This is a genomic window from Spectribacter acetivorans (assembly GCF_031846305.1).
In the GTDB taxonomy this organism is placed as follows: Bacteria; Pseudomonadota; Gammaproteobacteria; order Nevskiales; family Salinisphaeraceae; genus Spectribacter; species Spectribacter acetivorans.
This window is the reverse complement of sequence record NZ_JAVRHY010000006.1, coordinates 206,518-232,041: the sequence shown is the minus strand read 5'-3', so window position 1 is coordinate 232,041 and position 25,524 is coordinate 206,518. Positions and strand designations below refer to the sequence as shown.

The following is a 25,524-nucleotide window of genomic DNA, read 5'->3' as shown; positions in this document are numbered from 1 at the left end:
GAGTGAAATCCGCACCGTTACGGTGAGCAATGACGGTAACGCGCAGCTTTCGATCAACAGCCTGTCGGGTCTTGCATTGCCTTTCTCGATCATGTCGACGAATTGTGGCAGTGGCGTGGCCGCGGGCGGAAGTTGCTCAATCAACGTGCGTTTCGCGCCGGCTGTCCAGGGCTCATCTGATGATGTGCTGAGCGTGCAGACCAACGACGGTGTGCTGACCGCGAACGTGGTCGGCGAAGGCGTGGTTGATGGCGTAGGCCAGCTTTCGGCGACACCGGCTGGCGTGGTCTTTGGGGCCACGTCGACGGGGGCTTCCGTGCGGGAGTCGGTGACCGTGGCGAACGTGGGTGACGCGACGCTTATGGTGGGTGCCATTGTCGGCGTGAATGCGCCTTTCGATGTGCCGCAAGCTCAGGACGGTTGCTCAGGTGAGTCGCTCACGGCCGGATCTAGCTGCACCTTTGAGGTGAGTTTCTCCCCGGTGACCGAAGGGTCTTTTTCGGCAACTCTTCAGGTCCAATCGAATGCGAACACCGCAACCGTCAACGTGGCGGGCCAGGGTGTCGCGGAAGGGGCGCCGGCGGCCGCACTTTCGCCGGCGGTGATCGACCTTGGGGTCGTATCGGTCAGCAGTGAGGCCACGGGCACTGTGACGCTTCGCAATGATGGGGACGCAACCCTGACGATTGGCTCGATCAGCGGCTTGTCGTCACCGTTTCGGATTGCGTCGACCGCCTGCGGCGCGACGCTGCCGGCTGGTGGGCAGTGCCAGATTACGTTGGCGTTCTCGCCAGTGGCCAGCGGCTTTGTTCAAGACGAGCTGGTGGTGTCTTCGGATGGAGGAACCCTATCTACGTTGGTACAGGGAACAGGTGCGGATCAGCCGATGGGCGATCCGGTACTAAGTCCGGTTTCGCTGGACTTCGGAGACCTGCCGGTAGGCATGAGTGCATCGGATGGTGTGACCCTGCGCAACGACGGAGACGGCGCACTGGCAATCACGGATATTCGAGTGACGGGAGCCGCATTCACGCTGGAGAGCGAAAGCTGCCCGGCGACCCTGAATAGCGGTGAGTCGTGCAGCGTGGTGGTGGGCTTCTCGCCCAATGCCGAGGGTAACGCAAGCGGAGAGCTGGTCGTTGACACGGATGCCGGTAGTCAGGTTGTCGCTGTGACCGGCCGCGGTACGGCTGTGCTTGAAGGGCCGGCGTTGAGTGTTGACAGGACCACCGTGTCATTTGCCAATACCGAAGTGGGATCGGAGTCGCAGCGCGTTTTGCAGGTTTCCAATGACGGTGATCAGCGGCTTGATGACATCGTTGTCAGCGGCGCTTCGGGTGCTTTCTCGTCGAATGCACAAGACTGCAGCGGCGGTGTTGCGCCGGGTGCCAGCTGCAACGTGAGGTTGACGTTCGCGCCATCCGATGCGGGCGGTGATAACGATTCGCTGGTGATCAGTTCCAACGGTGGAAGCGTCACGGTTGCCTTGCAGGGTGTTGGGGTTAATCAGGCAGTGCCGGCAATTCAGGTGCGCCCATCGCCGCTGCAGTTTGGTGAGCGTGGGCTGGGGATGACTGAGGACCAGGTGGTCGAGGTCATCAATGCCGGCACCGCCGATCTGATACTTGGCGGGCAAGCGGGCCTGAGTAGCCCATTCGCAGTGACAAGCAACAACTGCGGATCGCGGCGCCTGTCCCCGGGCCAGCGTTGCCAGATTCGGGTGAGCTTTAACCCGACTCAGCCGGGCTTCGTCAGTGACGTGCTGGAAATCCTGTCCAACGACAATGACGACTCGCCATTCCGGCTGACCGTCACGGGCGAGGGAATCCAGGACCTCGATGACGATGGTGTGGACAATGACATCGAAGACGGCGCCCCGAACAATGGCGACGGTAATGACGATGGAGTGCTCGACTCGCTGCAGGATACCGTGGCGTCGCTGCTGGATAGCGTGGGTGACTACATCACCGTGGTGTCCAGTGACGGGCGACTTGGCGGCATTCTCTCGCGGGCGTCAGTCAGCGGGATAGTGGTCCCGGCTGGGGTGTCGATTCAGCGGGACATCCTGGACGTTACCTTGCCGGCGTTCTCAGGCGACGAGGGCGGTTTCGGAGTGATGTTCGAACGCGATATCGCTGATAGCCAGTTCTTCGTCGTGGTGGGTGAGCGCCTGGCTGCGGCCTCCTCTGTAGAGGGGCTGGTCGTGCGTCGGGTCAGCGGCGACATCTTCCGGTTTGATGTGGAAGACAACAGTGCCGCGGACCTTGATCCCGCAGCCGGCTCGGTACGAGTGCAGGTCGCGCCCGGTGTTGCATCCCAGGTCAGCGGCGGAGACAGCGGTGGCGGCGGCGGGGGCGGTTGCTCCATGTCGAGTCAGGACGATGGCCCGATCGGTGCCGCGTTCCCCCTGATGCTGATGTTGGGTGTGGCAGGGCTCATGCGCCGCCGCCGGGCGACAGCCGAGTAAAAAAATACCTCGTGAGGACATTGGGGGCCTGGCAACAGGCCCCCTTTTTTGTCCTTGCCTGCGGGACTATCTAAATGAGGGCCCTTTACGCATTTGAGCGAGGACAGGTATGAGGACATGTTTTATCAAGGCCGCAGTGCCCGTGTTGGCCGCGGCGTGGCTCATGGTTGGATGCGGCGGAAGCAGCAAGGACGGGCCGAGCGCGGCCGGGGGGTTCACGACGCCCGAGGCTAATGCAGGCCAGGATCAGATTGTTTCGCCGGGCGATACCGCCAGCCTGAACGGCGGCGGGAGCTTCGATCCCGAAGGGGATCCATTTACCTACCAGTGGACGTTGTCCTCAGCGCCATCAGGCAGCAATGCCTCGGTGACAGGGGCGACTTCAGCCACGGCAAGCCTGACCACGGATGTTGCCGGTCGTTACGTTGTGGATCTGCGGGTGAGTCAGACCGGCCTGGGTAGTGACAACGACAGCGTAGTGGTGATCGCCAATACCACGCCTGTCGCGGATGCCGGGATGAGTCGCGGGGCGGATCTGGGCGCATTGGTCACCCTGGATGGAACGGACAGCATGGATGCTGATCGAGACGGGCTGACTTTTGCCTGGACGCTGGAGGCGCCAGAGGGTTCCGCAACGAGCCTGCAAGATCCCGAGACGGCAATGGCTTCATTCACCGCGGATGTTGTGGGTATCTATGAAGCCAGTCTGATTGTGTCGGACGACATTGCAACGAGCGATCCCGATACCGTCACGATCACGGTTGGGGTGCCAAACGCGGGACCGTCCGCCAATGCCGGCGTAGACCAGTCGGTGATGGCGGGTAGCCTGGTGGAGCTTGATGGCTCGGCAAGCTCCGATCCCAACGGGGACCCATTGAATTATGAATGGGTGCTCGCAAGCACCCCGTCGGGCAGCGGCGCCACGCTGCTCAACGCAAATACGGTGATGCCTTCGTTTACCGCGGACCTGGAAGGGCGGTATGTGGCAGAGCTGACGGTAGACGACGGAGATATCACCAGCGCGCCTGACAGGGTTGCCGTTGTGGCGTCACGGATAAACGCGCGGCCCGTCGCGGATGCCGGCGAAGACATCTCCGCGAGTGTGGGCGAAACGGTCGGCCTCGACGGAACCGGCAGCTCGGACGACAACGGGGATGCCCTGACTTACAGCTGGTCGTTGGTAAGCGTGCCCCCAGGCGGCGGGGGTGGGCTGAGCGATCCGACTTCCCCGCAGCCGACATTTGTTCCGGGTGGCGCTGGCACTTACGTGTTCCAGCTGGTGGTGAATGACGGGGAGCTACTGAGCACGCCCGACAATGTGGCCGTGAGCGCGATAGCCCCCGAGTTGCAGCTTTTCGTGGGTCGATCAGCTGATGACGGCTTCAACAGGGCGGCGTTGCCTTACTCCGCGACCGGGTCTCGTCTGATCCCCACGAATGCCCCGAGTGTGGAGCTTCGACGGTACAAGCTGGTCGCGGTGGGCGGAGATTACACCGTCACCAATGTTAAGGCCGTGGACGTGAACATGGTGGTGTCTCCGCGTTTCTCCGGCCTCCAGGAGCAGCAGGTTATTCGCAGTGGGGAGGAAGTGATTTTTACGCTCAACACCCCCCCGACGGACGGCTCGATTGCCCAGTTGGTGTTCAGTTTCACCGTCGCGGAAACGGGTGACACCTTCCAGGAGCAAATCCAGTTGCAAACCAACTGATGGAGCGCCGTCGATGCGAGAAAACACAATGATTGGCGCGGTCAGGCGGTGGCTGTTCGCCTCCGGTCTGATGCTTGCCAGCGGCGTTGTTGTTGGGCTGGGTGACGCCGGCTCGCCAGTGGTGTTCGAGCCGGGTCAGGCGGTGCTGAGCAAAGAAGCTGATGCTCGGCTTCGCACTCATCTGGGTCGCCTGCAGGAAAAAGGGAAAACCCAAATCGAGATCGTGGTTGAGAAAGAGAATGCGGACATCCCATGGGGATGGGATCTGCAGGCAAAGCGCGCGAGGCATGTTCGAGAAATAGCTACGGCGGCGGGCTTCGATGCTGATGCGGCCAAGGTGCGTTACCAACCGGGGACGGATGAGCGTGTCTTGCGTGTGATCGGAAGAAGCCACGGGGAAAAGATGTTGTATGACGTGCGCGCCGGACATCTGAAAGAAAACGTGGCGCGGTTGCTCGAATCCCATGGCTACGGCGATCCCGTCTGGGTGGGCCAGGCGGCGTGTGTGGATTGGCGCATTCAAAAGGACCACCAGATTGTGGGGTGGCGTAGCGCGGAACTGCTCTCGCAGTTGCTGGCCGGGTTTCCGGTGCGTGCTTCCCTGCACGAAGCGGACATGACCGCGGTTCTGGCCCCGACAATGGATTTGAACACAAGGTGTAGCAAATGAAAGTAGTGAAGCTCTCAGTTAGCGTGCTGGCCGGCGCATTGGTGTTGGGTTGCGTGACGACCAATGCGCCGAAGGAACTCGAGGCTGACGCCAACGAAACGATGCGTGAAGCTCGGGAGATGATTTCCGCGTCCACGCCGAACGTATCGGTGGTGGATGCACCCTATGTCGATCCGACGCCGATCAAGGTCGATGAGTACGAGTGGCTGCGACGGATACCGGTGAGCATCACCGAGCCGAAAGGGGCGATTTCGGCCAGGGAGCTTGTGCGAGCGCTTAACGCCCAGGGCGTTGAATTTTCCTGGCAATTGCCTCTTGGCTCCTACTACTACACCGGTGCGGGTATTTCGGATACCGACGCCCTGACGGCCATGACCGTACTCTTCTCTTCGATGGGTCTTGGTTTCAAGGTCAATACGGATCCGAACTACGTCACGATCACGCCGATGAAGTCCCGGACCTGGGATATCAACATCGGCAACCGGTCCACCAGCTACGGATCGGAGCTGCTGGCTGAGTCGGGCAACGACGATGCCGCCGCGGGCGGCGGTGCAGGCGCCGGCGGTGCCGGTGGCGGGGCTGGAGGCCAGGGCGGTGTATCCGGGCTGACCGCGTTGACCGGGGGCAATGAAGACACAACCACTACGTCGGTGAACTCTGATGGGGAGTTCTGGGGCGCCATCGAGGCGGAGCTTACCGAGCGGATGACCGTACTCGTCCCGGTGGCCAGCGAGGTCGGTGGGGGTGGGGTGTCCATCGAAGGCTTTGAGGCGCCTGGGCGCCAGGCGCAGCAGCAGCGTGCCCAGGCAGCGCTGGCAAGCAGCCGAGGCGGGGGTGAGCTGTTCGAGGAAAGAACAATCGGGCGATTCTCGGTGAACCCCTCTACCGGCGCTATTACTGTGCAGGCGCCGGATTATGTGCTTGACCAGGTTGGCGAGTACATCGAGGGGCTGTCGGCTGAGCTCAATACGGTTCTCGAGTTCGAGGGACGTCTTGTGTTGGTGTCAAGCACCCGGGATGAAGCAAAGGGCCTCGATCTGGGTGTGATTGCAGGTCTGGCCTCGAGTCGTTTTGACGCGATCGTGTCCAACAACGCCCTTGGCGGCGTAACCATTTCTCCGCCAAACCTCGGTGGCCTGATTGGGGCCGCGCCCAACGCATTGACCCAGAGCGTGGTTGGCGGCCGGTATGTTGGCAGCGACACGATCGTGCAAGCCTTCCTGGGCTACCTGGAGCAACACGGCGACGTCAAGACGGTCCAGAAGCCGTTTCTGAGCACGAGTTCTGGCGTGCCGGTGTCGTTTAGCCAGAACGATCGAACCTACGTGAACCTAATCAGTGAAAACACGACGCTCAATCAGACCACCGCCCAGACCACTCGAACCAACAACCTGATTCCGTTCCAGTTCGGTACAAGCCTGCGCCTGAATCCACAGTACGACGCCATAAAGGATGTGGTTCGGACTCAGATCAGCATTACTCAGATATTGCGTAGCGGCGTCCTGACCATTGATCAGGTGGTGAGCAATGGCAACGGCACACAGGTCATCAATACCGATATTCCGCTGGATCGCACGATCAGTTACCAGGGTGAGACGCTACTCAAGGATGGCGCGTTGGTAGTGGTCGGCGGTCAGACCCTGCAGGATTATCGATCGAACTCTTCGGGGGTAACCGGGCTGAAGGATTCACCGGTTGGCGCCGCGTTTGGCAAGGCCAGCGAAAACGAGATCGTGAGCACCTACTACTTCCTGCTCTCGGTGCGCGTGAAGGAACCGGATCGTGGTCTGGAGGTCGCCTCGCAATGAGTAAGAGATATCAACGGGGTTTCACCCTGGCGGAACTGACGATCACCGTACTGGTGATCGGAATCGTGGGGGCAGTGATTGGGACCCTCTTTACATCGCTCAACTCGGTAAGCCAGTCGCATTACTTCAATGACCAGGGCCGCCAGAACGCTCTGATCGCAAGGGCGATGGTGGCGTTTGACCGGGAGACCGGCAATGGGTTGCCCGCGCCATACACTGGCGGGGGGTTCAATAATTCTGTGCTGAATCCTGGGGATGTGGCATTGGCCACCGCACTGGCTGATGCCGGCGTCAATGGAGCGATGATCAATGATGACGGGTTTGCCTCACAGCGAGTGCGGGTCTATCAGCGTCTGACAGACCTGACCACGCAGACAAGCCTGACCGGCTTCGATTCGGCTTCGCCGCCGGTGACGGTGACCTATGATTTCGGTGTGATCTACCAAACGGCGTGCCGGTTGGAGGATGCCAACTGCAACCCGGCCGCCAGTGGTGTGCCTGGGGACTCGCCACTACTCACAGTGGCCAATCGTGATACCTGGGAGCCGGTAGGCGATGATTTCGGCGGGGTCCGTTTTTCGACGCTCTCAACCGAGCGTGAGCGCCTCGAAGTGACTTACGAGCGCCTCAATAGGGTGCGGGACAAGCTGCAGATCATCTATGACGCGATTGCATTGTCCAGTGATCCCTCAAGTATCGACAACTTCTTTCCGGCCCCGAACGGGGCAGGTGCACCGAATCTGTCTGGCAATGCCCCTGGCGGCAATCAGGGTTGCTATGACGGCTGGTACGACCTGAGTGCGGGGAATGTCAACGTCCTGGCACAGATTGGCTTGGCGCCGGCGGAGTATGGCGTGACCGCATCCGGTGGTCGCATCGAGTATTGCCGAGACTATGACCCGGCCATCGGCGGTGAGGGGGCTCTACCTCACAGTGCCGCGATTCGGATTCATGAATCGGTCTCGGAGGGCATTGCGCCCGGGGCGCCTGGGGACAACGTCGTGCTTACCTTCTAAGCCTGTCGACCGGCCCGACGACAAGACCCTCCGAAAACCCGGCGTAAAAGCCGGGTTTTTTCTTCCCGATTGCGCCTTGCAGTGCGGGACTATTCCTACAGGCCGCCGGTGGCGGCTTCATAAACGCTGCCAGTGGCGGTGAATCGCTTAACAATAGAGTGAGGAAGAAAGCATGAAACTGAAGTACACCCCGCGTTTCAAGGCGGCTCGACAGAAGGGTTTCACCCTGGTCGAACTGGCCATCGTGGTTGTCATCCTGGGTATCGTTGCCGGCATCATCGCCACCCGCTTTACCGGCTCGGCGGCGGCTTCGGCTCGTGCCGAAGCCATCGAGACCTTCGCAGGCTCGGCCGGTCTTCTGGCATCGACCGTGAATACCCAGCTCGGTCTGCCGGCGACGATGGACAGCGCGCACCCGGCTGTTGATGACAACGGCAACTCCTGGCTGGACGTGATTGTTGATGGCCGCGATTTTATCGACGCGGACTTCCAGCAGGGTTACGACCGCACTGGTGCCGGCAGTCTGCGTGACGCTGTCGCCGTGGTGACCGAGCCGGCCGTGGGTACGCCTGGCGTGTATGAGGTCGAGGGCTATGAGGTCCAGATCGACGACGCCAAGAACGTGACCGACGGTGAGGCGACGTTCACCTTCGTCAACGTGCCGGCCAATGTCGTGCAGGCCATGGTTGAAACCATCGAGCCGGCCGACGCCTATGCGGCCGGTGGCGAAGCCAATGGCGATCTGGTTTACGGCGCGGTTGCGGGTGGTCTGCACCCGACCGTCGACGTGACCGTGGATATTCGCTAGATCGGCGACGGAAGTTAAGGGGCGCCAGGGACGGCGCCCCGCTTTCCGGAACCACAAACATCCCATGTACATGATTCTCACCCTGGTCCTGATGTCCCTGGCTGGCGCACAGCTGTCGACGTTGACCGGTGAGCTTTATCAGGATTTCCGAGAGATCGACCGGCAGCGGCTGGCGATTGAGGCAGAAAACGTGGCAGCTGCCGTAGCGGAATTCGAAGATCGCTTTGCTCGCTATCCGGATGATCTGGATGAACTGGTAGCAGAAGCTGACTACGCCACTCTTGAACTCGATATCGACCCGCGCATCGTTTACGAATTGCGGCGGGACGTTTCCATGGGCGCCGGTGGCGGCGCCTGGACCTTTGATCGGGCATTGGTCTTTGCAAGAGATCCTTTTGCACACGACAGCGACGCGCTGTTCTTGTCGGACAACCAGTGTGGGGGCGACTTCACGGTTGACCCGGCTTCATTCTGCCCGCCGAGGGCGATTTTCGCGCGAGTGATCGAAGACGCCAGTCGGCCGGCATCAGCGATTGGATTCGTGCGGGAACACCTGATTCGAACGCTCGGGGTTATGGCAGACCATTTCAGTATCGCCGGCGGCTTCCCGACCGAGGGCGGAGGCGCGGTGGAAATGAATCCTGGCGATGCCGCCTTTCTTGGAGGGGTGGTGGGCTACGCCGGCGGCGGGCCGGCCTGTGGCGGGACCTATGTTCTGGGCAGCGTATTCGTGTCCTGCGACAGCCTGTTCGACCCGGTGTATGGCAACCCGATCGAATACGTCTACATCGATTCCAATCATGCCGTGCTGCAGGTTCAGACCCCGATTCAGGACGAGTCGGGCAACCCCGTTTTCATCGCCGAGGAAATCTTTATCCCGGCGAGTGTTTTGTGAGGTCAGGGATGATGGACGGTGAAGTACAGACCCTGGAATCAATGGACGACCGTGTGGTCTCGCTGATTTCCGAGTGGGGCTGGAAAAAGCCAAATGAGCGAATCATCAAAGACGCGAGTCTTTGCCTGAAGGTGCGCGGCAAATCAATGCCGGAGGTAATACGAGCTTCTGGCCTGCTTAAAAGCGCCCGTATTGATGAAATCGTCAAGAAGTATGGCGAGCGATCGCGGTCGATTGCGGTATTCACGACCGAGGAGCCTGACCTTATCGGCGAGACACAGCGCCTGCAGTGCCTTCAGGAGGGAATCCAGTATTTCCCGGAGCTCGGGGGGTCTGCTGGTGAGTTGATGGCTCATGGCTCGATGAATGAGCCCATCATCTGCGACGAATGTGAGCGTTACAGCTGCATGCTGATGACGCTGCAGGGGGAAACCCCGGTGCTGGTCTTCGGTGACCTGGAGAATGCGCTTCGTCGTTACCAGCAGATGGCGGGAGCAGAGCGGAGAAACTGCGCGCTCCGAAACCGCTTCGGTGAAGATGCCGTGGTGGCTGTGGGTCGGCGAAACGAGGTACTGGCATCCCTGGCAAGCTTTGCCGAACAGAATACCGGCACCCAGGGGATGACAGGTGGTGTGCGGGTCATCAGCGAGAATTCGCTGCAGGCGGATCATGCGTTTCGCAAGCTCGCCTCGATCCATCGGCTGGCCGCGGACAACGAGGCCACGGACATCCATATCGACCCCGGCCCGGGTGGTGCCCCGATCCTTCAGAACCGCGTCTACGGCGACCTGTTGCCTATCGCCGAGAAGATGACGGCGGAGCAGTACACCGAGGTCACCCGTTATCTGCTGCGTGCTTCCGGCGCGATGATCAAACCGGAGCGAGTGAAAAAGCCGCTCGACGGCAATTACCAGTACAGCCTGCGAGATGGCCGGCTGTTCAATATCCGGTGTTCATTCATTCCGCTGTCGCACGATACGGGGTCAAGCGGTAGCGACGCCATCTCGATCCGCCTTCGACTGATGGCGATGGAAAGTGGGCGCGTGGACCTGACCAAGAAAAAGGTTGCCCCGCGGCTGATCGAGGTGCTCAAGAAGGCGGTACGGCCCTCCCAGGGTCTGATCATGCTGGTGGGTCCGACCGGATCTGGCAAGTCCACGACCATCGCGGGCATCCTGAATCTGCACGAACAGATCTACGGTATGCGGCGGTCGCGTCTGTCGATTGAGGACCCGATCGAGCGGCTAGTGCCCGGCGTGACCCAGATCCAGGTGCCCTACGAAATGCGTGGTACGGACGAAGGCTTCGGGCTGATCTTCCGAAACGTCATGCGCCACGACCCGGACATGATCTGGATGGGCGAAATCCGAGATCAGCAGACGGCCACTTCGGCGGTGCAGTACGCCGCCACGGGCCATCTGGTGGTGTCGACGCTTCACGCGGAGAGCGCGATGTCAGGTGTGGAGCGCCTGGTGAATATGCTGCCCCCGGAAAAGCCCGAGATGCGATCCGCGGCGATTCGCTCGATCACGGCAATGGTGAGCCAGCGGCTGGTCAAGCGGCTATGCCGGGACTGCCGGGAAGCCCGAAAACCGAGCGAGGACGAGCTCGATTACATCGAGTACCTGAAGCGCCAGCGCGGTATCGAGTCGCTGGAGAACCCGTCTCAGGTGTATGACGCGACAGGGTGCGACAAGTGTGACGGCACCGGTGTGGTTGGGGTGCTTCCGGCCAACGAAATTCTTCTGCTCTCGCCGGCGGCGCGGGACTACTTCATTGACGGCGTTGGCACGCGCATGGAGATCGAGAAATCGATCGACGTGCGAATGGAGCAGGCGGTCATGCAGCTCATCGAGTCCGGGGATACCGGGTTCGAGTCCCTGGGGTTCTAGGCATGGCGCAGAAACTCGCTGAAGTTCAGGAATCGGCTCGAGTGCTCCGCAACATGATCGCCGTGGGCATGCCCATGGACGAGTGCCTGATGCAGCTCTCCGAAATTCAGCGGAAGTGGGCGGATAAGTGGAAGGAGGCGGCCAAGGGGGTGGCGCGAGGCCGGAATGTGTCCGGCGAAATCTCGCGGCTTTACATCTGGCCGTCTGCCTACTGCGAAGCGCTCAAGGCAGGTGAGGCGTCAGGCTCGATGGTGGAGGTGCTTTCCAACGTCGAGACACTGACCAGCAAGATGTCGGAGATCAAGAAAACACTATCCACCAAGATCGTCACGCCTGCCCTGTATGCGGGCGCGGGGATCCTGATCTTCTGCTTCTACGTGATCTGGGTCATACCCAAGACCACCGAGAACATCCAGGCGGACAACCGCACTGGCCTGGTCGCTTTATCCGACGCGGTCAACGGGTACCTGACCACCAGCTGGATGTGGTTGCTGACCTATATCGCGGTGGGCGTGTTCCTGCTCTGGTACTACTTCAGGGAAGAGGGAAACCGCGCCGACGTCATGGCGTTTCTGACCCGAGTGCCCGCCATCAACTCCGCGTTGCAAGCCCTGTACGGCGGCATCTGGGCCCGCTACATGTGCATGCTCGATAGCGCCGGCTCAATCCCCTATGACGAGATGGTCCGGATTTCCTCAGCCACCGTGCCGGCGTGGATGCGCGACAGCTATCGCATGTTCGAGGCGGACATCGTCGCCGGCGAGGACATGACGAAGTCACTCAGGCCACACGCGCTGCCACAAGGCGACCCGAGGCGGAAGTGGCCAGTGCTGTTGCGTGCGGGCCTCCAGGTGTCCGCTCAGACCGGCAACACCGCGGAAGCACTCAAGGAAGTGCAATCAAGCTTGATTGAAGACGGGATGATCCGGATGACCCGGATCCTGACCGGGGCGAACTACGTGGGTCTGGCGATCGCAGCGTCGGCGATTATCGCGCCGATGCTGGGTATGACCCTGATTCAGGTTTCACAGGTGCAAAATCTCTGATGGCAACACATATCCAGTGCGCCGAAGATGTCGCCGGACTGGGGCGGTCGCCTCGAGTCATGCTTTGCGGTGAAGCGTTGGTAGGGCGATTGGGCAGTGATAGTGGGGAAACGCCCTTTGGCTTCACCAAGCAGCCAGTTCGGGCCGCGGTTCGGCGCCGTGGCGGGAGCCTGCTGCCCGGAACGGCCAGCGAGAGTGGTGACGCCTCCGAGTACATCCTCTATATCGACAACGACGTGGTGGACGCTCTCAAGGCCAAGAAAGTCACCTCGGTATACACCTACCACGACCAGGTGCTGGATTACCTGCTCAAGCGAAATCGCGACTGCATTCTTTTTACTGCCTGCAGCTCGGGCGGGGGACCGCTGATTGTCGAGAGCTGGGTCATGACGGCGAATGCACTGGTTCGCCATGACCAACGCCGGCTGCCGGAGCTGGATTCCGGTGATTTCGAACAACAGTTCGCTGAGCTTGTGCTGCAGCTAACGGGCCTCGAAGAGTTCGAGACGCACCAGGTTCTATTCGCTGAGCCCTTGCCGCGGATCGAAATCGCCGGGGTGGACCCAATACGCGTGAGCGATCCAGCCGAGAAGGGGCTTCGCTTCCATCCCCTGGATCTGGGCTACTCCCTGTCATCGAGGAAGGATTACGTGCTGCCTGCAATGGCCCTGGCGGTAGGAATGGGCGGCTATGGCGCCGCGTACGCGCTGGGGCTGGGGCCGTTGAATTCCGCCAAGAACAGCTTCGAGGCGGAGGTGGCGCCAATCAAGGCTCAGTACGAAGCCGGACAGGACTCGCTCAATCGCCTTCGATCTCAGCAGACCTTCCTGGCCAAGCTCGAGCGAAAGAAGGATCTGATTGGGCCTAGCCAGAAGATTGCAGTGGCATTGGCGCATCAACCCGGCCTGGTGGCGAAATCGGTCGAGACGTCGGCAGAAAGTGATCTTGACCCGGTGTCGTTCGAGGTGTTGTTCGAGCTGCCGCGTCAGCCTGGCGCGTCTGCAGTCGAGGGTGCCGAGGAGGTGTTTTCGAATCTGGCGTCACGGTTGAATGCAGGAATTCGTCTGGTGAACCACCGCGAGAACAGTCGCGAGCGGCGAGTGGAGTACCTGGTACGTGGGCGTTTCAACAAGTAGTTGGCATGAAAGAACTGATCTCAGCACGAAATCGATTTCTGGTGATATTCACCGCAGCGTTCTCGGCAATCCTGTGCTACGGGGCTTACCAGGCCTATCTGGGGTATCAGGAGAAGGTCGAGCAGCAGCTGGCGATCAACGACGAGATGCGCCAGTTCCGCAAGAACTTCCAGGCGCTTCAGTCGGTCGGCGCGGACTGGCGGGAACGCTTGCCTCAGCTCGACGAGGGCACCGATGTGCTCACGCTGTTCCGCATGCTCGGCATCAAGGAGTCGGGATTGACCGGCTTCCCGGACAAGGCGCGGATATTGGAAGCCGAACGCGCTGAGCAGGGTGACGTGGACATTGGCGCGGTGAACGTCTGTCTGGCGACTCAGTCACGCATGTTCGAACTGACCGCGGGGAACGTGGGGCTGCTCTATCAGGGGCTGGAGAAGCTGATGGCAAAGCCCTTTGTCACCGCTGAGAGCATCGAGGTGGCTTATGACGGTAAGCAGCCTCGCGCGGAGATTGATCGTTTCTGTCTGTATTTACGTGATCCGCTGGTGGAGGCGACATGAAAGCGATTCTCAAGCACATACCGGAGAGTCGACGTGGACCACTGGTGGTCCTGCTGGCGTTTCTGGGTCTGTTCGGGGCGACAGAGATCAATCGGGTCATTTACCAGTATGTGGAAGGCGCCTACACGGTGGGTGGCATTCGAAGCGCATCGCGTGGCCAGGAGGTCGATGACGTCGAGCGAATGAGTCAGTTGCTGGCCCTCCCAGTGAACGCCGCGGCCACTGATGGCGAGGGCGAGATCACACCAGATCAGCTGCAGGCGCTTTTTACCGGGCCACAGGAGGAAGTAAAGCCTCGGCCACCGGTGAGGGCCATGACGCCGGTCAACAACAACGACAACGCTGGCGCCTCTCGGCGATCAGCGATTGCACGCGCGCCAGCGCCATCGGCGGCAGCGCGCAAACCGAAGACGGACTGGGGGGCGTTGGCAAGACAATCCATCGCCGTCCAGGCGGCCACCACCCGGGGGGCTTTCATCAACGGTCGTTTCTACGCCGTTGGCTCCGAGGTGGATGGAGTCGTGCTTAAAGGCAAAGACGAGGAGAGCGTGCCAAGACTCGCCTCGGTTTCTCCGACCGCTGTGTCCATTGCCGTGGGTAATGGGCAGTTCGAATTCCCGATGGAATAGGGGCACGCAATGGACAGAAAACGACTTCTCGGTGCCGGGGTGGCGAGCCTCTTCGTCGTCAGTGGCGCGTTGGCTCAGGGTGGGTTTGAGGACAATCCCGGATTCGAGGACCCGAGCCCGGGTGACTCAAGCTGGGTTCACGAGCACCCAGACTATGAGCGCAACACGAACCGACAGATGGGTACGGCTGACGGTCGAACGTCGACCATGTATCGGGTGAACCCGTTGCCCATCGACGTGTTGACCAGGTCGAGTTCCGCCAGCCCACGGGTTGCCTTACGGCAGAACGTCGGATCCAACATCTTCGGACTGGAGGAGAAGTCGACTGTCGTGTCGGATGCGTTTGTGAACAACTCTCGCATCCCCTTCGCGGTTCAGGAAATCATCGGGGACGATCAGCAGCGCACGGGACGGGTGATTGGCTATTTCGCCCCGGATAATCGCTGGGTGGTGATCGAGAACTCGATTGCCGCGTTCGAAGCGAAATACGGGTTTAATCGGATTGATCTGACCGAGTATGAAGCGGATCGGCGATTGATCTCGAGCAGCGTGGGTGAGTTCGGAAGCCCGAATGGCTCCGGACCCTTCCAGCCTGCTGCTATTGACTTTGAACTCATCGGCGCGAGCCGTGATGCCGGCGGCGATGCCGAGCTTGTGAGCATCAGCATGAGCGGTCCTGGCCAAGTGTCATTCTCATGCTCGAATACTGCCGATGGCAATGGCGGATTCGCGCCGACCATTGAGCAGGTCAGGCGGGATGGGTGGCTTTATACCGTGTCGGTATGCAAGAGCGACGCTGGCACAGGCGACCCGCATGCACCGCATTTCGCCGTGTTCTTCAAGATCCAGGACGGCAGTAACGACATCCCCCGTGAGGAGATCGCCTTCAGTTATGCGGTCTTGCCGTTTGTGGATTCGCGACCCTTCCAGGGAGTGGCGGGCTCTGAGCTGGGCTTCCCGGGCGCCTTCGCAAAGCCCGAGCTCGTCGACTGCCGACTCGAACGCCGAGAGCGTAGAACCCTGTTGTTCGGAACGAGGCTGCGTGATGACGCTGTGCGAATCGAGACAGCGCCTGGGACGGCGATCCAGTACACAGGGCTTCATGTCTACAACGACATGGCGGGGCAGGATTTTTCCTGGCAGCCGTTTTCGATGACGACACGGAATCTGGCTGACGGTGGGCCGACTCGATTCCATACGCCGCCGCTGCAAGTCATCCCAAGCACCGACATCACCTGGCTTGCGACTGGCGGCGGACTTCTGGGTCTGCTGCCCACGGACGAACCGGTTGATTGCGTGGCAAGGGCGACCGCGACCGACGATCAGCAGGCCGATCTCACAGAGATGGCACCGTGGATGCCATTCATGTCCCTGGCCTACACCCGATCTCCTGCGATGGTGAGGGACGTGGGTGCGGATGCGTCGAGTATCGGACCGCAGATTCGATATGCCAGCCGCGTATCGGGCGGACAGGACGGCACGCCGTTCGGCGTGGCGGGCTTCCAGGCCGAGCGCTTTGGCGTGAATAACTTCCCTGGTGTTGCTGGACCGCGCGTGTACATGAATGCGGCTCGAACGGTGTTCGTGACGGCCGATGAAAGCGGCGTACCCACCGTGGTGCCCATGAACAACATGCTCAGAGCGGTAGAGCTACCGGGCAAATGGACCCTGCCGCCAGGCGGGAATGCGGCAACTCCGGTGATTTACACCGGCCTGTATTACGTTGGCGAGTGAGGGCAGAGCAATGAAACACTTCAAGATTGTCGGCTTCATCGCCTCCTGTGTGATGACGATGTCCGCGCATGCGATCGTTTTGAAAGGTGATGTGGGGAATGGCGGTGGTGAAGATGACCAGAGTTCTGGCGGAATCGGCATTGCCTACCAGTTCACCGAGCAACGGGTACGGATGTTCAATCAGCCCGAGATCTTCCTGCGAACCAATGAAGGTCGATACGGAAACTACCTCGGATACTCGAACGAGATGCCCTTGTCTGAGGCGGGTGCTGAGTTTGCTTTCTATAATCTTGTGGAAGCGTCAACATATCCGCTTAATGCCGAATTCACGCACACTGAAGTTATCGATATACAGGCTATTTCACGAAGTCTGGCCGACAGCAATGCGGCAGTGTGTGAAGGACCGGAATCCGGTAATGGGCCGCATGACCAAGACCCGCCCCGAGAATCATGCGGGGCAAACAGCACTGGGAACGACGCTGATTCGCGTGCTCCGAGCGCAGTATCGGAGCGAGAAACCGTTACTGTATCGGGTGCTAGCGATCCGGATCGAACAGTTCGAGTAACGAGCGATTATCTGGTGGGTGGCAGCTCAGTTCTGACCGCTGGCGGCTATTATGCTTCCCCTGATATGAGAGTGCAGGTTGCGTCCAACGCGAGGAGCGATGCGAAGGCATTGAGGTTATCGGACATAGGCATCTCAGCTGGGTTTCGAGTTTGGGATATGGCTTATCAAGAAGCCCTGGATAACGAAGAAGAAGCACTCGCGCAGATTGATAGTGCAAGCATGCTCAATGCGGACTTCCGACGAATTAAAATTGACTGGAATGACGTCGATGGAGACGCGACGCGCCTGGAAGACCTGGGCGGACAGATTGAGGTGACGCTTACGATTAAGCTTCTCGATAGCGGAATTGCAACGGATACGTATTTGGTGATGCAGACGATGGAGATCGTCTTCGTGCCGGAAGATGATGATGGTTTCGGTATTTACAACTCGGATACCAAACCATCGGTAAGTATGTCGAGCAACAACTATCGGTCCTTCTCTGGGTCGATTGGCCTTTATTCCCAGGATAGCCAGCATCCGATATGGGCCTATGTGGATGAGTCAGTACCGGGTGATCCGGTCAACGACGCGAATGGAAAGTACGCATCGTTCAACCCGTTTGACACTGAATCTTTGTATTTGGACCCAGTGATTGGGCTGCTGGCTTGGGTGGAGAGAGATTCTCAGGGTCGCGGTATCGTCTACAGCACACACCGAGCAAGGTCTGACTTTTCTTGCCACCCGCCTAATCGCCCCAATGCCCCGATGGCGACGATTGTGCCCCTGGTAGACAATCGTAGTGATGAGCAGAAATACCTGTCCCCGGGTGAAGTGCCCAATGCTCTTTACATCCGTATCTACAGTCCTGGGATGGACGGGATTTGCCCAGCGCTACGTCAAGATGAGGATCCCGAGATCATTATTATTGACGGACCTGATGACGGGGATGGAGGAGACCAGGGTGGGGGAGATGTGGACTCAGATGACGACACGATCCACGACGAAAACGATAACTGCCCGTTGACGCCAAATCCTGCTCAGGAAGACTTCGACGGTGATGGCCGTGGTGATGCTTGTGACAATGACATCGATGGGGATGGCATCACAAACGGCACAGACAACTGTCCTGCAATCCCGAACCCGAACCAAGCCGATGTGGACGGAGATGGGATTGGGGACGTGTGTGATGATTTCACCGACAGCGACGGTGATGGAATTGAAGACGCGAACGATAATTGCCCATTCACAGCAAATCCGAACCAATCAGACCAGGACGGCGATGGGATCGGTGATGTGTGTGATTCGGACAATGACAATGACGGGATCCCTGATGATACGGATAACTGCCCTGCTGTTCCAAACCCAGGGCAGGCAGACCAGGACGGCGATGGTATCGGTGATGCCTGCGACACCCTGAATGACACGGACCGAGATGGCATCGAGGATGATGTCGATAATTGCCCGCTCACGCCTAATGCGAATCAGGCTGATGCAGATGGGGATGGCATTGGTGATGCCTGCGATGACGATGCCGATAACGATGGCATACCAAATGGCCAGGACAACTGCGTAAACACGCCAAACCCGGATCAGGCAGACAGTGATAATGATGGGATCGGGGATGTCTGCGACAATTTCAACGATGGGGATGGTGATGGGCATTCAGATGGAGAAGACAACTGCCCTGCTGTTTCGAATCCGGGCCAGTCAGACATGGACGGGGACGGAATCGGCGACGCCTGCGATCCTGACATCGATGGAGATGGAGTTACCAACTCTGAGGATAATTGCCGAGTCACCCCGAACCCGGGGCAAGAAGATAGCGACGGGGATGGCATAGGTGATGTCTGTGACCCGGATACGTCTTATGATCCTTTCGACTACAGCTGCACGGAACCGCCAGCCTGGGCGATAGAGCCGCCAGACCAGGGGGATTTTGAGGGGACAGACGGAGATGACTTCATGCTGGTGAGGGAGGGCTCTCCTGTGGAAAACTTCACCAGTATCATCACAGGCGCAGGCAGAGACAAAGTATGCATCTACGAGACAAGCTATGGCGGTTTGTCTCTTGGTGATGGGGAAAAAGACATCTACGTGAGAGTCACCAATCCACCGGACCCAAATGTTGGTGTAGAGAGCTTTCGTATTCGAGAAGGCCTAGAGCCAGTAAAAACTGCACCGAGCAGCTATGCGGCGGTCCAATCTAAGGTTTATGGGAATATCGTCGGTGTTCATCCCGCGGCGTACGTCCAAGTGCATCATGGAGATGGGGCTCATTCTTTGGACGAATACCCGTCGAGCTCATCTCACTGCGCGAAATCCCGAGGCGACGTATTTATTTTCGAAGGAAATGCGACGATTATTGTGCGTGCTTCTGACTGTGTTGACGATTCCTTTTTTGACTACCGCGAAGTTCCGATAATTTTTGCTGCTCACGGATATCTTTCCGCAGGGTCTCGGCTGACCTTGAGAGGAAACAACATCCCATACGCAAAAATAGATACTTCAGTAGATGCGGGAATTGTGGATATTTATGTGTTGTTCTATCTAACTCAGCATAGTGGGGTTAATGGGGCGGGTCTCATTGAGACAGAGAGTTCTGGTGTAATCGACTTCAATAGGGTTTTTGGGTCTGGCGGGGGGAAGGCCATAAGGGTTGAGTGTGGCTTTGAATCTGGTCGGTCTGCATTCGTGGATTTGTTTAATGAAGAAGATGATATTGCAGCCACAGGATTTTGTAATACAGGAGGCCCAAAACCAAGAGGTGTTGATAGGACGCCAACACGAGAGGAGTTCTTCGGTCCATAGAAAAGAACCCAAAATTTAAGGAAAAAGCGCCGGTCGATGACCGGCGTTTTTTTGCGTGGGTACATTCGCAGTGAGAGGCGCGTTCTTAACTGGGGATATCAATTCGCTGGATATTGATCTCGGTGTTCGCGTCGCGATCATGGGTCGCTCTGCAGGCAGGGTAGGCCAAGTTCTGCTCGGACAGCGGCATTGCCCTCATGAGGTGGCCACACCCAGATCAGGTCATGCTCGTGAGCGCCCACCGATCAGTCACCACCACCTCGCGGCCGCCACAGGCGGTCTTGTAGGTGAGCTGCCGGCGCAGCTCGGTCGGTAATCTCCCCATTCTTAGCGCTGCTCAAAAGTGGAGCTAAGCGGCCATCAGTTTCTGCATCGGGGTGATGCCACCGATGGCCATATTGGGTCGTTCGTGGTTGTAGGTCCATAGCCACCGGGTGGCGGCGTCCTGCACCTGGCTGATGGAGTCGAAAAGGTACTGGCTCAGCCAGTCGTAGCGCACGGTCCGGTTGTAGCGTTCGACATAGGCGTTCTGCTGCGGCTTGCCGGGCTGGATGTACTCCAGGCGGATGCCCTGTTGTTTCATCCAGGTCACCAGTTCTCCGGCGATGTATTCCGGGCCATTGTCACAGCGAATGACCTCGGGTTTGCCGCGCCATTCGATGATCTGTTCCAGGCAACGGATCACGCGGGCACTGGGCAGCGACAGGTCGATCTCCATGCCCAGACCCTGGCGGTTGTGGTCATCCAGCACGTTGAGCACCCGGAAGCTGCGGCCGTCGGCGAGCTGGTCGTGCAGGAAGTCCATCGACCAGACCTGGTTGATGGCCCTGGGCACCGTCAGCGGCTCGGGCCGGTCGCGTTTCAGGCGCTTTTTCGGCTTGATCCGCAGGTTCAGTTCCAGCTCGCGGTAGATCCGATACACCCGCTTGTGGTTCCAGCCATAGCCCTTGACGTTGCGCAGGTACAGAAAACACAGACCAAAGCCCCAGTTGCGCTGGTTGTGGGTCAGCCGGATCAGCCAGTCGGCGATGCGTGCGTTGTCCGCTGACAGCCGGGGCTGGTAGCGGTAACAGGTCGGGCTGATCGACAGGGCCGCGCAGGCCAGCTTGATGCTGATACCCCGCGTTTCAACGAGTCTCTTGGCCACCTCACGTCGGTGAGATGGCCTTACCATTTTCCCTCGATCACCTCCTGGCGAATCTCGGCCTTGAGCCGCTCCTCGGCGTACATCGCCTTGAGCCGGCGGTTTTCGCTCTCAAGCTCCTTGAGCCGCTTCATCAGCGCGGCGTCCATGCCACCGTACTTGCTGCGCCACTTGTAGAACGTCGCACTGCTCATGCCGTGCTCGCGGCACAGATCGGGCACCGGCACGCCGTTCTCGGCTTGCTTGAGAATCGCCAGGATCTGGCTGTCGCTGTATCGGGATTTCTTCAAGGGAACCTCCTCGGTTCAGATTACGAGAAAATTCCACTTCTAAACAGCACTGATTTTCGGGGGGATTACCGGTCCAGGCCGCATGGGAAATCGATAACGCCAGGTGGTGGTCGGTGAGCAGGTTGGCGAGGCGCTGGTGGGTCAGGCCACGCGACGACGCTGTCGCTGCCACAGGCCCGAGCCCTTGCGCTTGCGAGCCAGGGCCCGCTGCTAGCGCTTGAGGCGCAGTAAATCATCCCGGTAATGCCGGGGTGCCAGCGCCCGATCCCCGCGGCTGGTGACCACGAGATCACGGAGGGCGAAAACGGCCGCGTGGGCGGCCGTTGGGAGAGAGGGGGTTATAGGCGGACCCGGGTCACCGAGTCGCGTGAGTCTCGTCGCAGCTCACTGAGAACGCCTGAGTCGAGTAAAAAGCGGCGACACGGTCATGGCCGTGAAGTGAGGCTCGAAGGGGATATCCAGTGATGATCTTCCGGAGCAGCTCGGAAACCGTCTCAGCGCGAGCCTCGTAGCCAGCAACGACGTTCCAGTCCACGCAAGCGGTATCACCGTGCCAGACAATGTGCGGGTAGCCGTTGTCGCGAAGCATCTCCTCGAGGTTTGACTTCAGACGCCCAGGCTGGACGGAGAAAGCCAGCGGCTTGCCGGAGCTGGTGAACGCCAGACTGGCAAAGCTCGGCATCGGGCTTTCCTCATAGTAACCGCTCACCGATGTGGCTTCGTAACCCGCAGCAAGCGCAAGGCCTGCCAAGTAGGCGAACCTATCGTTGGAGATGTCATCGCCGCCTTCAGCCTCGTCCAGGGTGATCTGCAGCGTGTCGAGGCGCTGTTGGCGCTTGTCATTGAGCTGCGTGATCAGCAGGGATTCGGCTTCTTCGCTGAGCTCGGTTTCGCCAGCAGAGAAGCCGACCACAACAGGCTCGTTTGCAACGGCGATGGAGGCGGCCATCCAGGCCGCGGCAAAGAGGGTAATGTGCTTCATGGCAGGGTTTTGATCCGGGGAAGAAGGCCGGTGGCTCGGTTAATGGCACTGGCACGCTGAATGGCCGATTCCGTGTCGTCGAACCGACCAACGGCAAGGGCAGGGCGGCTTTCCGGGGACATCTCATCGACCCAGACGGGGCCCAGATTCTGCTCGGCAAGGCGCCAGTAGACCTGATCGCGGCCGTCACCAGGCTCGGTATCGATCACGAGAAGATAGGGGCCTGGCGGACGTGGGAGGTCAATCAGGGAGCGGACGTTGCCGTTGGCGCTGATTGCCAGAGAACTCTCGGGCACCGGCCATGGGCGGTTGTCCTGAGACGACGTGGCGCCCGACGGGCTGACCTGCGATCGCATGACGACCCGGGATTCTCCTTCCAGGGACTCGGCAAGCTGCTCCCGAGCGCGCTCGGAGCGGGCGCGCTCGGAGGAAATGGACCGTAGGCCGGCCTCGAAGCGGGGCTGAAGGGCACGAATGGCCTCGACCTCTTCGGCGACCACGTCTTTCAAGGCCTCAAACTGCAGCTGGAGGTCTTCGGTGGCAACGCTGTCTCCGCCCCGGGATTCGAGACGAGCGACACGGTTTTCGAGCTGCTCGATTTTCTCGCCGATATCACGGGCGAAATCCCGAATGATGAGGCTTCCATTGGACTGGGCGAAGGCCGGTCCGGTGAGGGCCAGGGTGATTGCAAAAATCATGTAGCGCATGGTTGACGTCCTCGGTGTCCTATCAATGTGTCCTGAATTGCCGTAGTGGCTATAGGTATAGTCCCGCAGGTCGCGACAAATGCACGCCCTAGCGATATTTCATGTGCACTCGGATGGTTCCCTGGCTGCGATCCAGCCAGACTTTTTCGAGCACCTTCTGGGCTCGCTCGGCGTACTGACGGCCGGCGGGGAGATTGCCGGCGCCGGCGTTATAGGCGGCGAATGCGTCAGGGAGATTGCCGAAGCGATCGTATTCCTGTCGAAATATCCAGGCGCCGGTGGCGATATTGGTGCAGGGGTTGTGGAGCAGATCGTTACGATCAATGCCCCACTCGTCGAGATGCTCGATCCACCAGGTATTGATCTGCATTGGGCCGAGGTCCTGAGATCCCGAACGATTGGTTACGACCAGTCCTGGGCGGCCACCTTCAACAATGCGAATGGCCGCGATGATCTCGACCGGGACCTGGTAGACCACAGCGATCTGATCAACGCAGGGAGGTAGGTCCATCGGGCTAATCCTGAAACAGGCCGGCGGCGGAGCTCAGCGCGTCACCGTCGTCCAGGGAATCCACCAGTACCGGCTGGATATCGAGGTCCAGGGCGGTCTTGGTCACATTCAGGGCGATGACCTCGTTGAGGATGTTGGACTGGCCGATGGGTTGGGAATACATCACGCCCTGGTTGCGGGCCGTCACGGTGACCACGTCGGCCTCGCGAATGTTCTTGCTGTTGAACGCCTCAACCTGGGATTCAGGAATCCGGATATAGATGGCGTTGACGAACTGCACCGCCTTCTTGGTCTTTTCGCGTGGCGGGCCATAGCGGAGGAGCATCAGCTTGGATTTGCCGTGCTCCTCGATCGACATGACCTGGCCGACGATCAGGTTTGCGTTCATGGCAAGCGTGTCTCCGACGTGTCCTGGGAAAGGGATTTGATCCCGTTATAGGAATAGTCCCGCACGGCGCGACATTTCCGGGAGTAGTGGAGAAGCGTTTTAGCGGCCGAAGAAAGGCGGCTTTCCCTGATCTGTCCCGTGAGGCGGTGACAGAAGATAGGGGCATCAACCAATTCCAGGGTCTGATTGCCCGGATAAGCCATGGCAAAGATTCGCCAACGCAACACTGATGAAGTCGCACAAGGTCGGGTTATCGCATGCCCCTGGACCGAGGGAATTGAGCGCGGCGCCGCGGCCAATAATGCTCGGTGGACAGTCAATGCCGGACCTCGAGCCCGGCAGGCAGAAGCCCTGGATCAACCGGATCTGCCGCTATCGGTCGAGGAACCGCTGATCGCAACGCTACGGGCATTGAACAGCCAGGCCGGCGCCGGTTTCCCTCGAATTACCCCGGACTCGTCACGCCAGATTGAGTGCAGCCTGGTCGGGATGGGGGTGATCCTGCCGTACTGCATGGCTCGGATTCTTGGTTACAAGGACGGAGTCTATCGGTTGCGGTTCGACAGCCAGGAAGGCGGCGACACAACCCTGCTGGATGTGCCGAAGCTGCTCCGATATCTGGCGAGTAATGGCGGGCGACTCGTGCGCGTGGCCGGTGACATCGTTTTCGAAGCCACCGGGCTTCGTTACAGCGACCGGGCAGGGCGCGGCCTGTCTGATGGAGGCGCGCAGTCATGAGCACGCTCTACGACCTTCTCAACGACAAGGGCCTCGAGGCCGCGGTGATGGTCAGGGCCTGTGCGGCAGCCGGGCTCCGACGAGACCTCAATGACGATGCGATGCAGGAAATGCGACTGGCGCTGTTCAAGATCGCGCGACGGCCTGATAAGACGATCGCTGAGGATGTCGCCTACGCAAAACGCATCTGCCGAAACGTGGGCATCACGTTCCGGGCAGGCATGCAGGGGCCTTGCTGTATTCCGGAACGCCAATTCCTGCTAGGTGACGTCGTGATTGAGGCGGTTCAACTCGAAGATGATGAGTTCCTTCACAGCGAAGAACATTCCATGGAGGAAGTCATCGAACGAAGCGAGCTCCAAAGTGCCTCGGTGTGGTCCCTGCTGCTGAGCTGTGACGAAACGCGCGAGCAAGTGGAGAATGCGGTTGGCCACCTGGGCTACCGACAGACCTCGCAGACAGCCATCGATATCCTCAACGGGGAATCACTGGCGTTGTGCGCCGCCCGAGATGGGATTGATCGAAGCTTTGGACTCAAGCGAATCGAGCGAATAAAGCAAAAGCTCGACCGTGCCGCGGCCTGATTTGATAGGGATCCATGCGATGACTGAAAAGCTCAAGAACAACGCCGAGGTGGACCGCTCGCTTTGTATGGCGGGTGTTGTAGGCGAGGTCGTCGCAGATCGGGTTGGTGTGGCGCTAGCCGAGCGGTACGAGCTCGACGGAATGCTCGTTCTCCCACGCGACGGCGCCTGGAAAGCGCTCATTGCCAGGGAAGTCTCCTCGCAGCTACGCCAGGCCCGGGCGGTGATCCCGGCGAGAAAGTAAGCCCTCCCCGGAGGGAGGGCGCAAGCCGTCGGGACGTCGACGAGGTGCAACCCTTGGTGGGCTGGATGAAGACGTCAATCTCATTCCGAACGCCTCGATGAAGACGTCACCGACGGCCGTGACTGCCCTTCTCAACGTGTCCTGTCCTTATAGTCCAGCAGGGTCGGACAAACTGGACGCCTGACCCCCGATTCCATACGCTGTACTTT

General features: G+C 59.6%; 22 protein-coding genes. 17 read left to right on the top strand and 5 right to left on the bottom strand.

Annotation, left to right across the window (positions count from 1 at the left end):
• The 14 genes from RM531_RS09185 to RM531_RS16090 form a co-directional block, all read left to right on the top strand.
• Positions 1-2,467, top strand: a 2,467-nt coding sequence (locus tag RM531_RS09185) for a choice-of-anchor D domain-containing protein (RefSeq protein WP_311658817.1), incomplete at its 5' end; no start/stop codon positions are given.
• A 142-nt stretch (positions 2,468-2,609) separates the two neighbouring features.
• Positions 2,610-4,175 (top strand): PKD domain-containing protein, encoded by a 1,566-nt coding sequence (locus RM531_RS09180; protein ID WP_311658816.1) that lies wholly within the window; start codon positions 2,610-2,612, stop codon positions 4,173-4,175.
• A gap of 13 nt (positions 4,176-4,188) precedes the next feature.
• The gene (locus tag RM531_RS09175) at positions 4,189-4,845 is read left to right on the top strand and encodes a hypothetical protein (protein ID WP_311658815.1); all 657 of its coding nucleotides are present in this window, start codon (positions 4,189-4,191) and stop codon (positions 4,843-4,845) included.
• Positions 4,842-6,653, top strand: coding sequence for a hypothetical protein (locus RM531_RS09170; RefSeq protein ID WP_311658814.1), 1,812 nt, complete (start codon positions 4,842-4,844; stop codon positions 6,651-6,653). The genes RM531_RS09175 and RM531_RS09170 overlap by 4 nt, the downstream gene beginning before the upstream one ends.
• Positions 6,650-7,669 (top strand): type II secretion system protein, encoded by a 1,020-nt coding sequence (locus RM531_RS09165; RefSeq protein WP_311658813.1) that lies wholly within the window; start codon positions 6,650-6,652, stop codon positions 7,667-7,669. The genes RM531_RS09170 and RM531_RS09165 overlap by 4 nt, the downstream gene beginning before the upstream one ends.
• Before the next feature lie 172 nt (positions 7,670-7,841).
• A complete protein-coding gene (locus RM531_RS09160; protein WP_311658811.1) occupies positions 7,842-8,477 on the top strand; it encodes a prepilin-type N-terminal cleavage/methylation domain-containing protein in 636 nt (211 codons plus the stop codon).
• 64 nt (positions 8,478-8,541) lie between these two features.
• Complete coding sequence (locus RM531_RS09155) at positions 8,542-9,372, top strand: hypothetical protein (RefSeq protein ID WP_311658809.1); 831 nt, start codon at positions 8,542-8,544, stop codon at positions 9,370-9,372.
• An 8-nt stretch (positions 9,373-9,380) separates the two neighbouring features.
• Positions 9,381-11,264 carry a GspE/PulE family protein gene (locus RM531_RS09150; RefSeq protein ID WP_311658808.1) on the top strand — a complete coding sequence of 628 codons (1,884 nt, stop codon included), beginning with the start codon at positions 9,381-9,383 and terminating at the stop codon, positions 11,262-11,264.
• Between the two features lie 2 nt (positions 11,265-11,266).
• Positions 11,267-12,310 carry a type II secretion system F family protein gene (locus RM531_RS09145; protein ID WP_311658806.1) on the top strand — a complete coding sequence of 348 codons (1,044 nt, stop codon included), beginning with the start codon at positions 11,267-11,269 and terminating at the stop codon, positions 12,308-12,310.
• The gene (locus RM531_RS09140) at positions 12,310-13,446 is read left to right on the top strand and encodes a hypothetical protein (protein WP_311658805.1); all 1,137 of its coding nucleotides are present in this window, start codon (positions 12,310-12,312) and stop codon (positions 13,444-13,446) included. The genes RM531_RS09145 and RM531_RS09140 overlap by 1 nt, the downstream gene beginning before the upstream one ends.
• Before the next feature lie 5 nt (positions 13,447-13,451).
• Positions 13,452-14,006 (top strand): hypothetical protein, encoded by a 555-nt coding sequence (locus RM531_RS09135; RefSeq protein WP_311658804.1) that lies wholly within the window; start codon positions 13,452-13,454, stop codon positions 14,004-14,006.
• On the top strand, positions 14,003-14,635 hold the full coding sequence (locus RM531_RS09130) for a hypothetical protein (protein ID WP_311658803.1): 633 nt from the start codon (positions 14,003-14,005) through the stop codon (positions 14,633-14,635). The genes RM531_RS09135 and RM531_RS09130 overlap by 4 nt, the downstream gene beginning before the upstream one ends.
• Before the next feature lie 9 nt (positions 14,636-14,644).
• The gene (locus RM531_RS09125; protein ID WP_311658802.1) at positions 14,645-16,369 is read left to right on the top strand and encodes a hypothetical protein; all 1,725 of its coding nucleotides are present in this window, start codon (positions 14,645-14,647) and stop codon (positions 16,367-16,369) included.
• 10 nt (positions 16,370-16,379) lie between these two features.
• A complete protein-coding gene (locus RM531_RS16090; protein WP_349255422.1) occupies positions 16,380-19,727 on the top strand; it encodes a thrombospondin type 3 repeat-containing protein in 3,348 nt (1,115 codons plus the stop codon).
• 349 nt (positions 19,728-20,076) lie between these two features.
• On the opposite strand, the gene RM531_RS09105 is transcribed toward RM531_RS16090, so the two are convergent.
• From RM531_RS09105 to RM531_RS09085, 5 genes are all read right to left on the bottom strand, one after another.
• A protein-coding gene (locus RM531_RS09105) for an IS3 family transposase (protein ID WP_311658801.1) occupies positions 20,077-21,161 on the bottom strand; the annotation gives its coding sequence in 2 pieces (ribosomal slippage) (positions 20,077-20,906 and positions 20,906-21,161; 1,086 coding nt in all).
• A 355-nt stretch (positions 21,162-21,516) separates the two neighbouring features.
• Complete coding sequence (locus RM531_RS09100) at positions 21,517-22,143, bottom strand: hypothetical protein (protein ID WP_311658800.1); 627 nt, start codon at positions 22,141-22,143, stop codon at positions 21,517-21,519.
• On the bottom strand, positions 22,140-22,850 hold the full coding sequence (locus RM531_RS09095; RefSeq protein ID WP_311658799.1) for a hypothetical protein: 711 nt from the start codon (positions 22,848-22,850) through the stop codon (positions 22,140-22,142). The genes RM531_RS09100 and RM531_RS09095 overlap by 4 nt, the downstream gene beginning before the upstream one ends.
• Positions 22,851-22,938: 88 nt before the next feature.
• Positions 22,939-23,361 (bottom strand): lytic transglycosylase domain-containing protein, encoded by a 423-nt coding sequence (locus RM531_RS09090; protein WP_311658798.1) that lies wholly within the window; start codon positions 23,359-23,361, stop codon positions 22,939-22,941.
• A 4-nt stretch (positions 23,362-23,365) separates the two neighbouring features.
• Positions 23,366-23,749, bottom strand: a complete 384-nt coding sequence (locus RM531_RS09085; RefSeq protein WP_311658797.1) for a hypothetical protein — start codon at positions 23,747-23,749, stop codon at positions 23,366-23,368.
• A 201-nt stretch (positions 23,750-23,950) separates the two neighbouring features.
• Here RM531_RS09085 and RM531_RS09080 point away from each other — a divergent pair, with 201 nt between their 5' ends.
• The 3 genes from RM531_RS09080 to RM531_RS09070 are packed head-to-tail and all read left to right on the top strand — an operon-like array spanning position 23,951 to position 25,315.
• Entirely contained in the window at positions 23,951-24,487 is a 537-nt protein-coding gene (locus RM531_RS09080) for a hypothetical protein (protein ID WP_311658795.1), read from the top strand.
• Positions 24,484-25,071 carry a hypothetical protein gene (locus RM531_RS09075; protein ID WP_311658794.1) on the top strand — a complete coding sequence of 196 codons (588 nt, stop codon included), beginning with the start codon at positions 24,484-24,486 and terminating at the stop codon, positions 25,069-25,071. The genes RM531_RS09080 and RM531_RS09075 overlap by 4 nt, the downstream gene beginning before the upstream one ends.
• Before the next feature lie 19 nt (positions 25,072-25,090).
• On the top strand, positions 25,091-25,315 hold the full coding sequence (locus RM531_RS09070) for a hypothetical protein (RefSeq protein ID WP_311658793.1): 225 nt from the start codon (positions 25,091-25,093) through the stop codon (positions 25,313-25,315).
• Positions 25,316-25,524 lie beyond the last annotated feature (209 nt).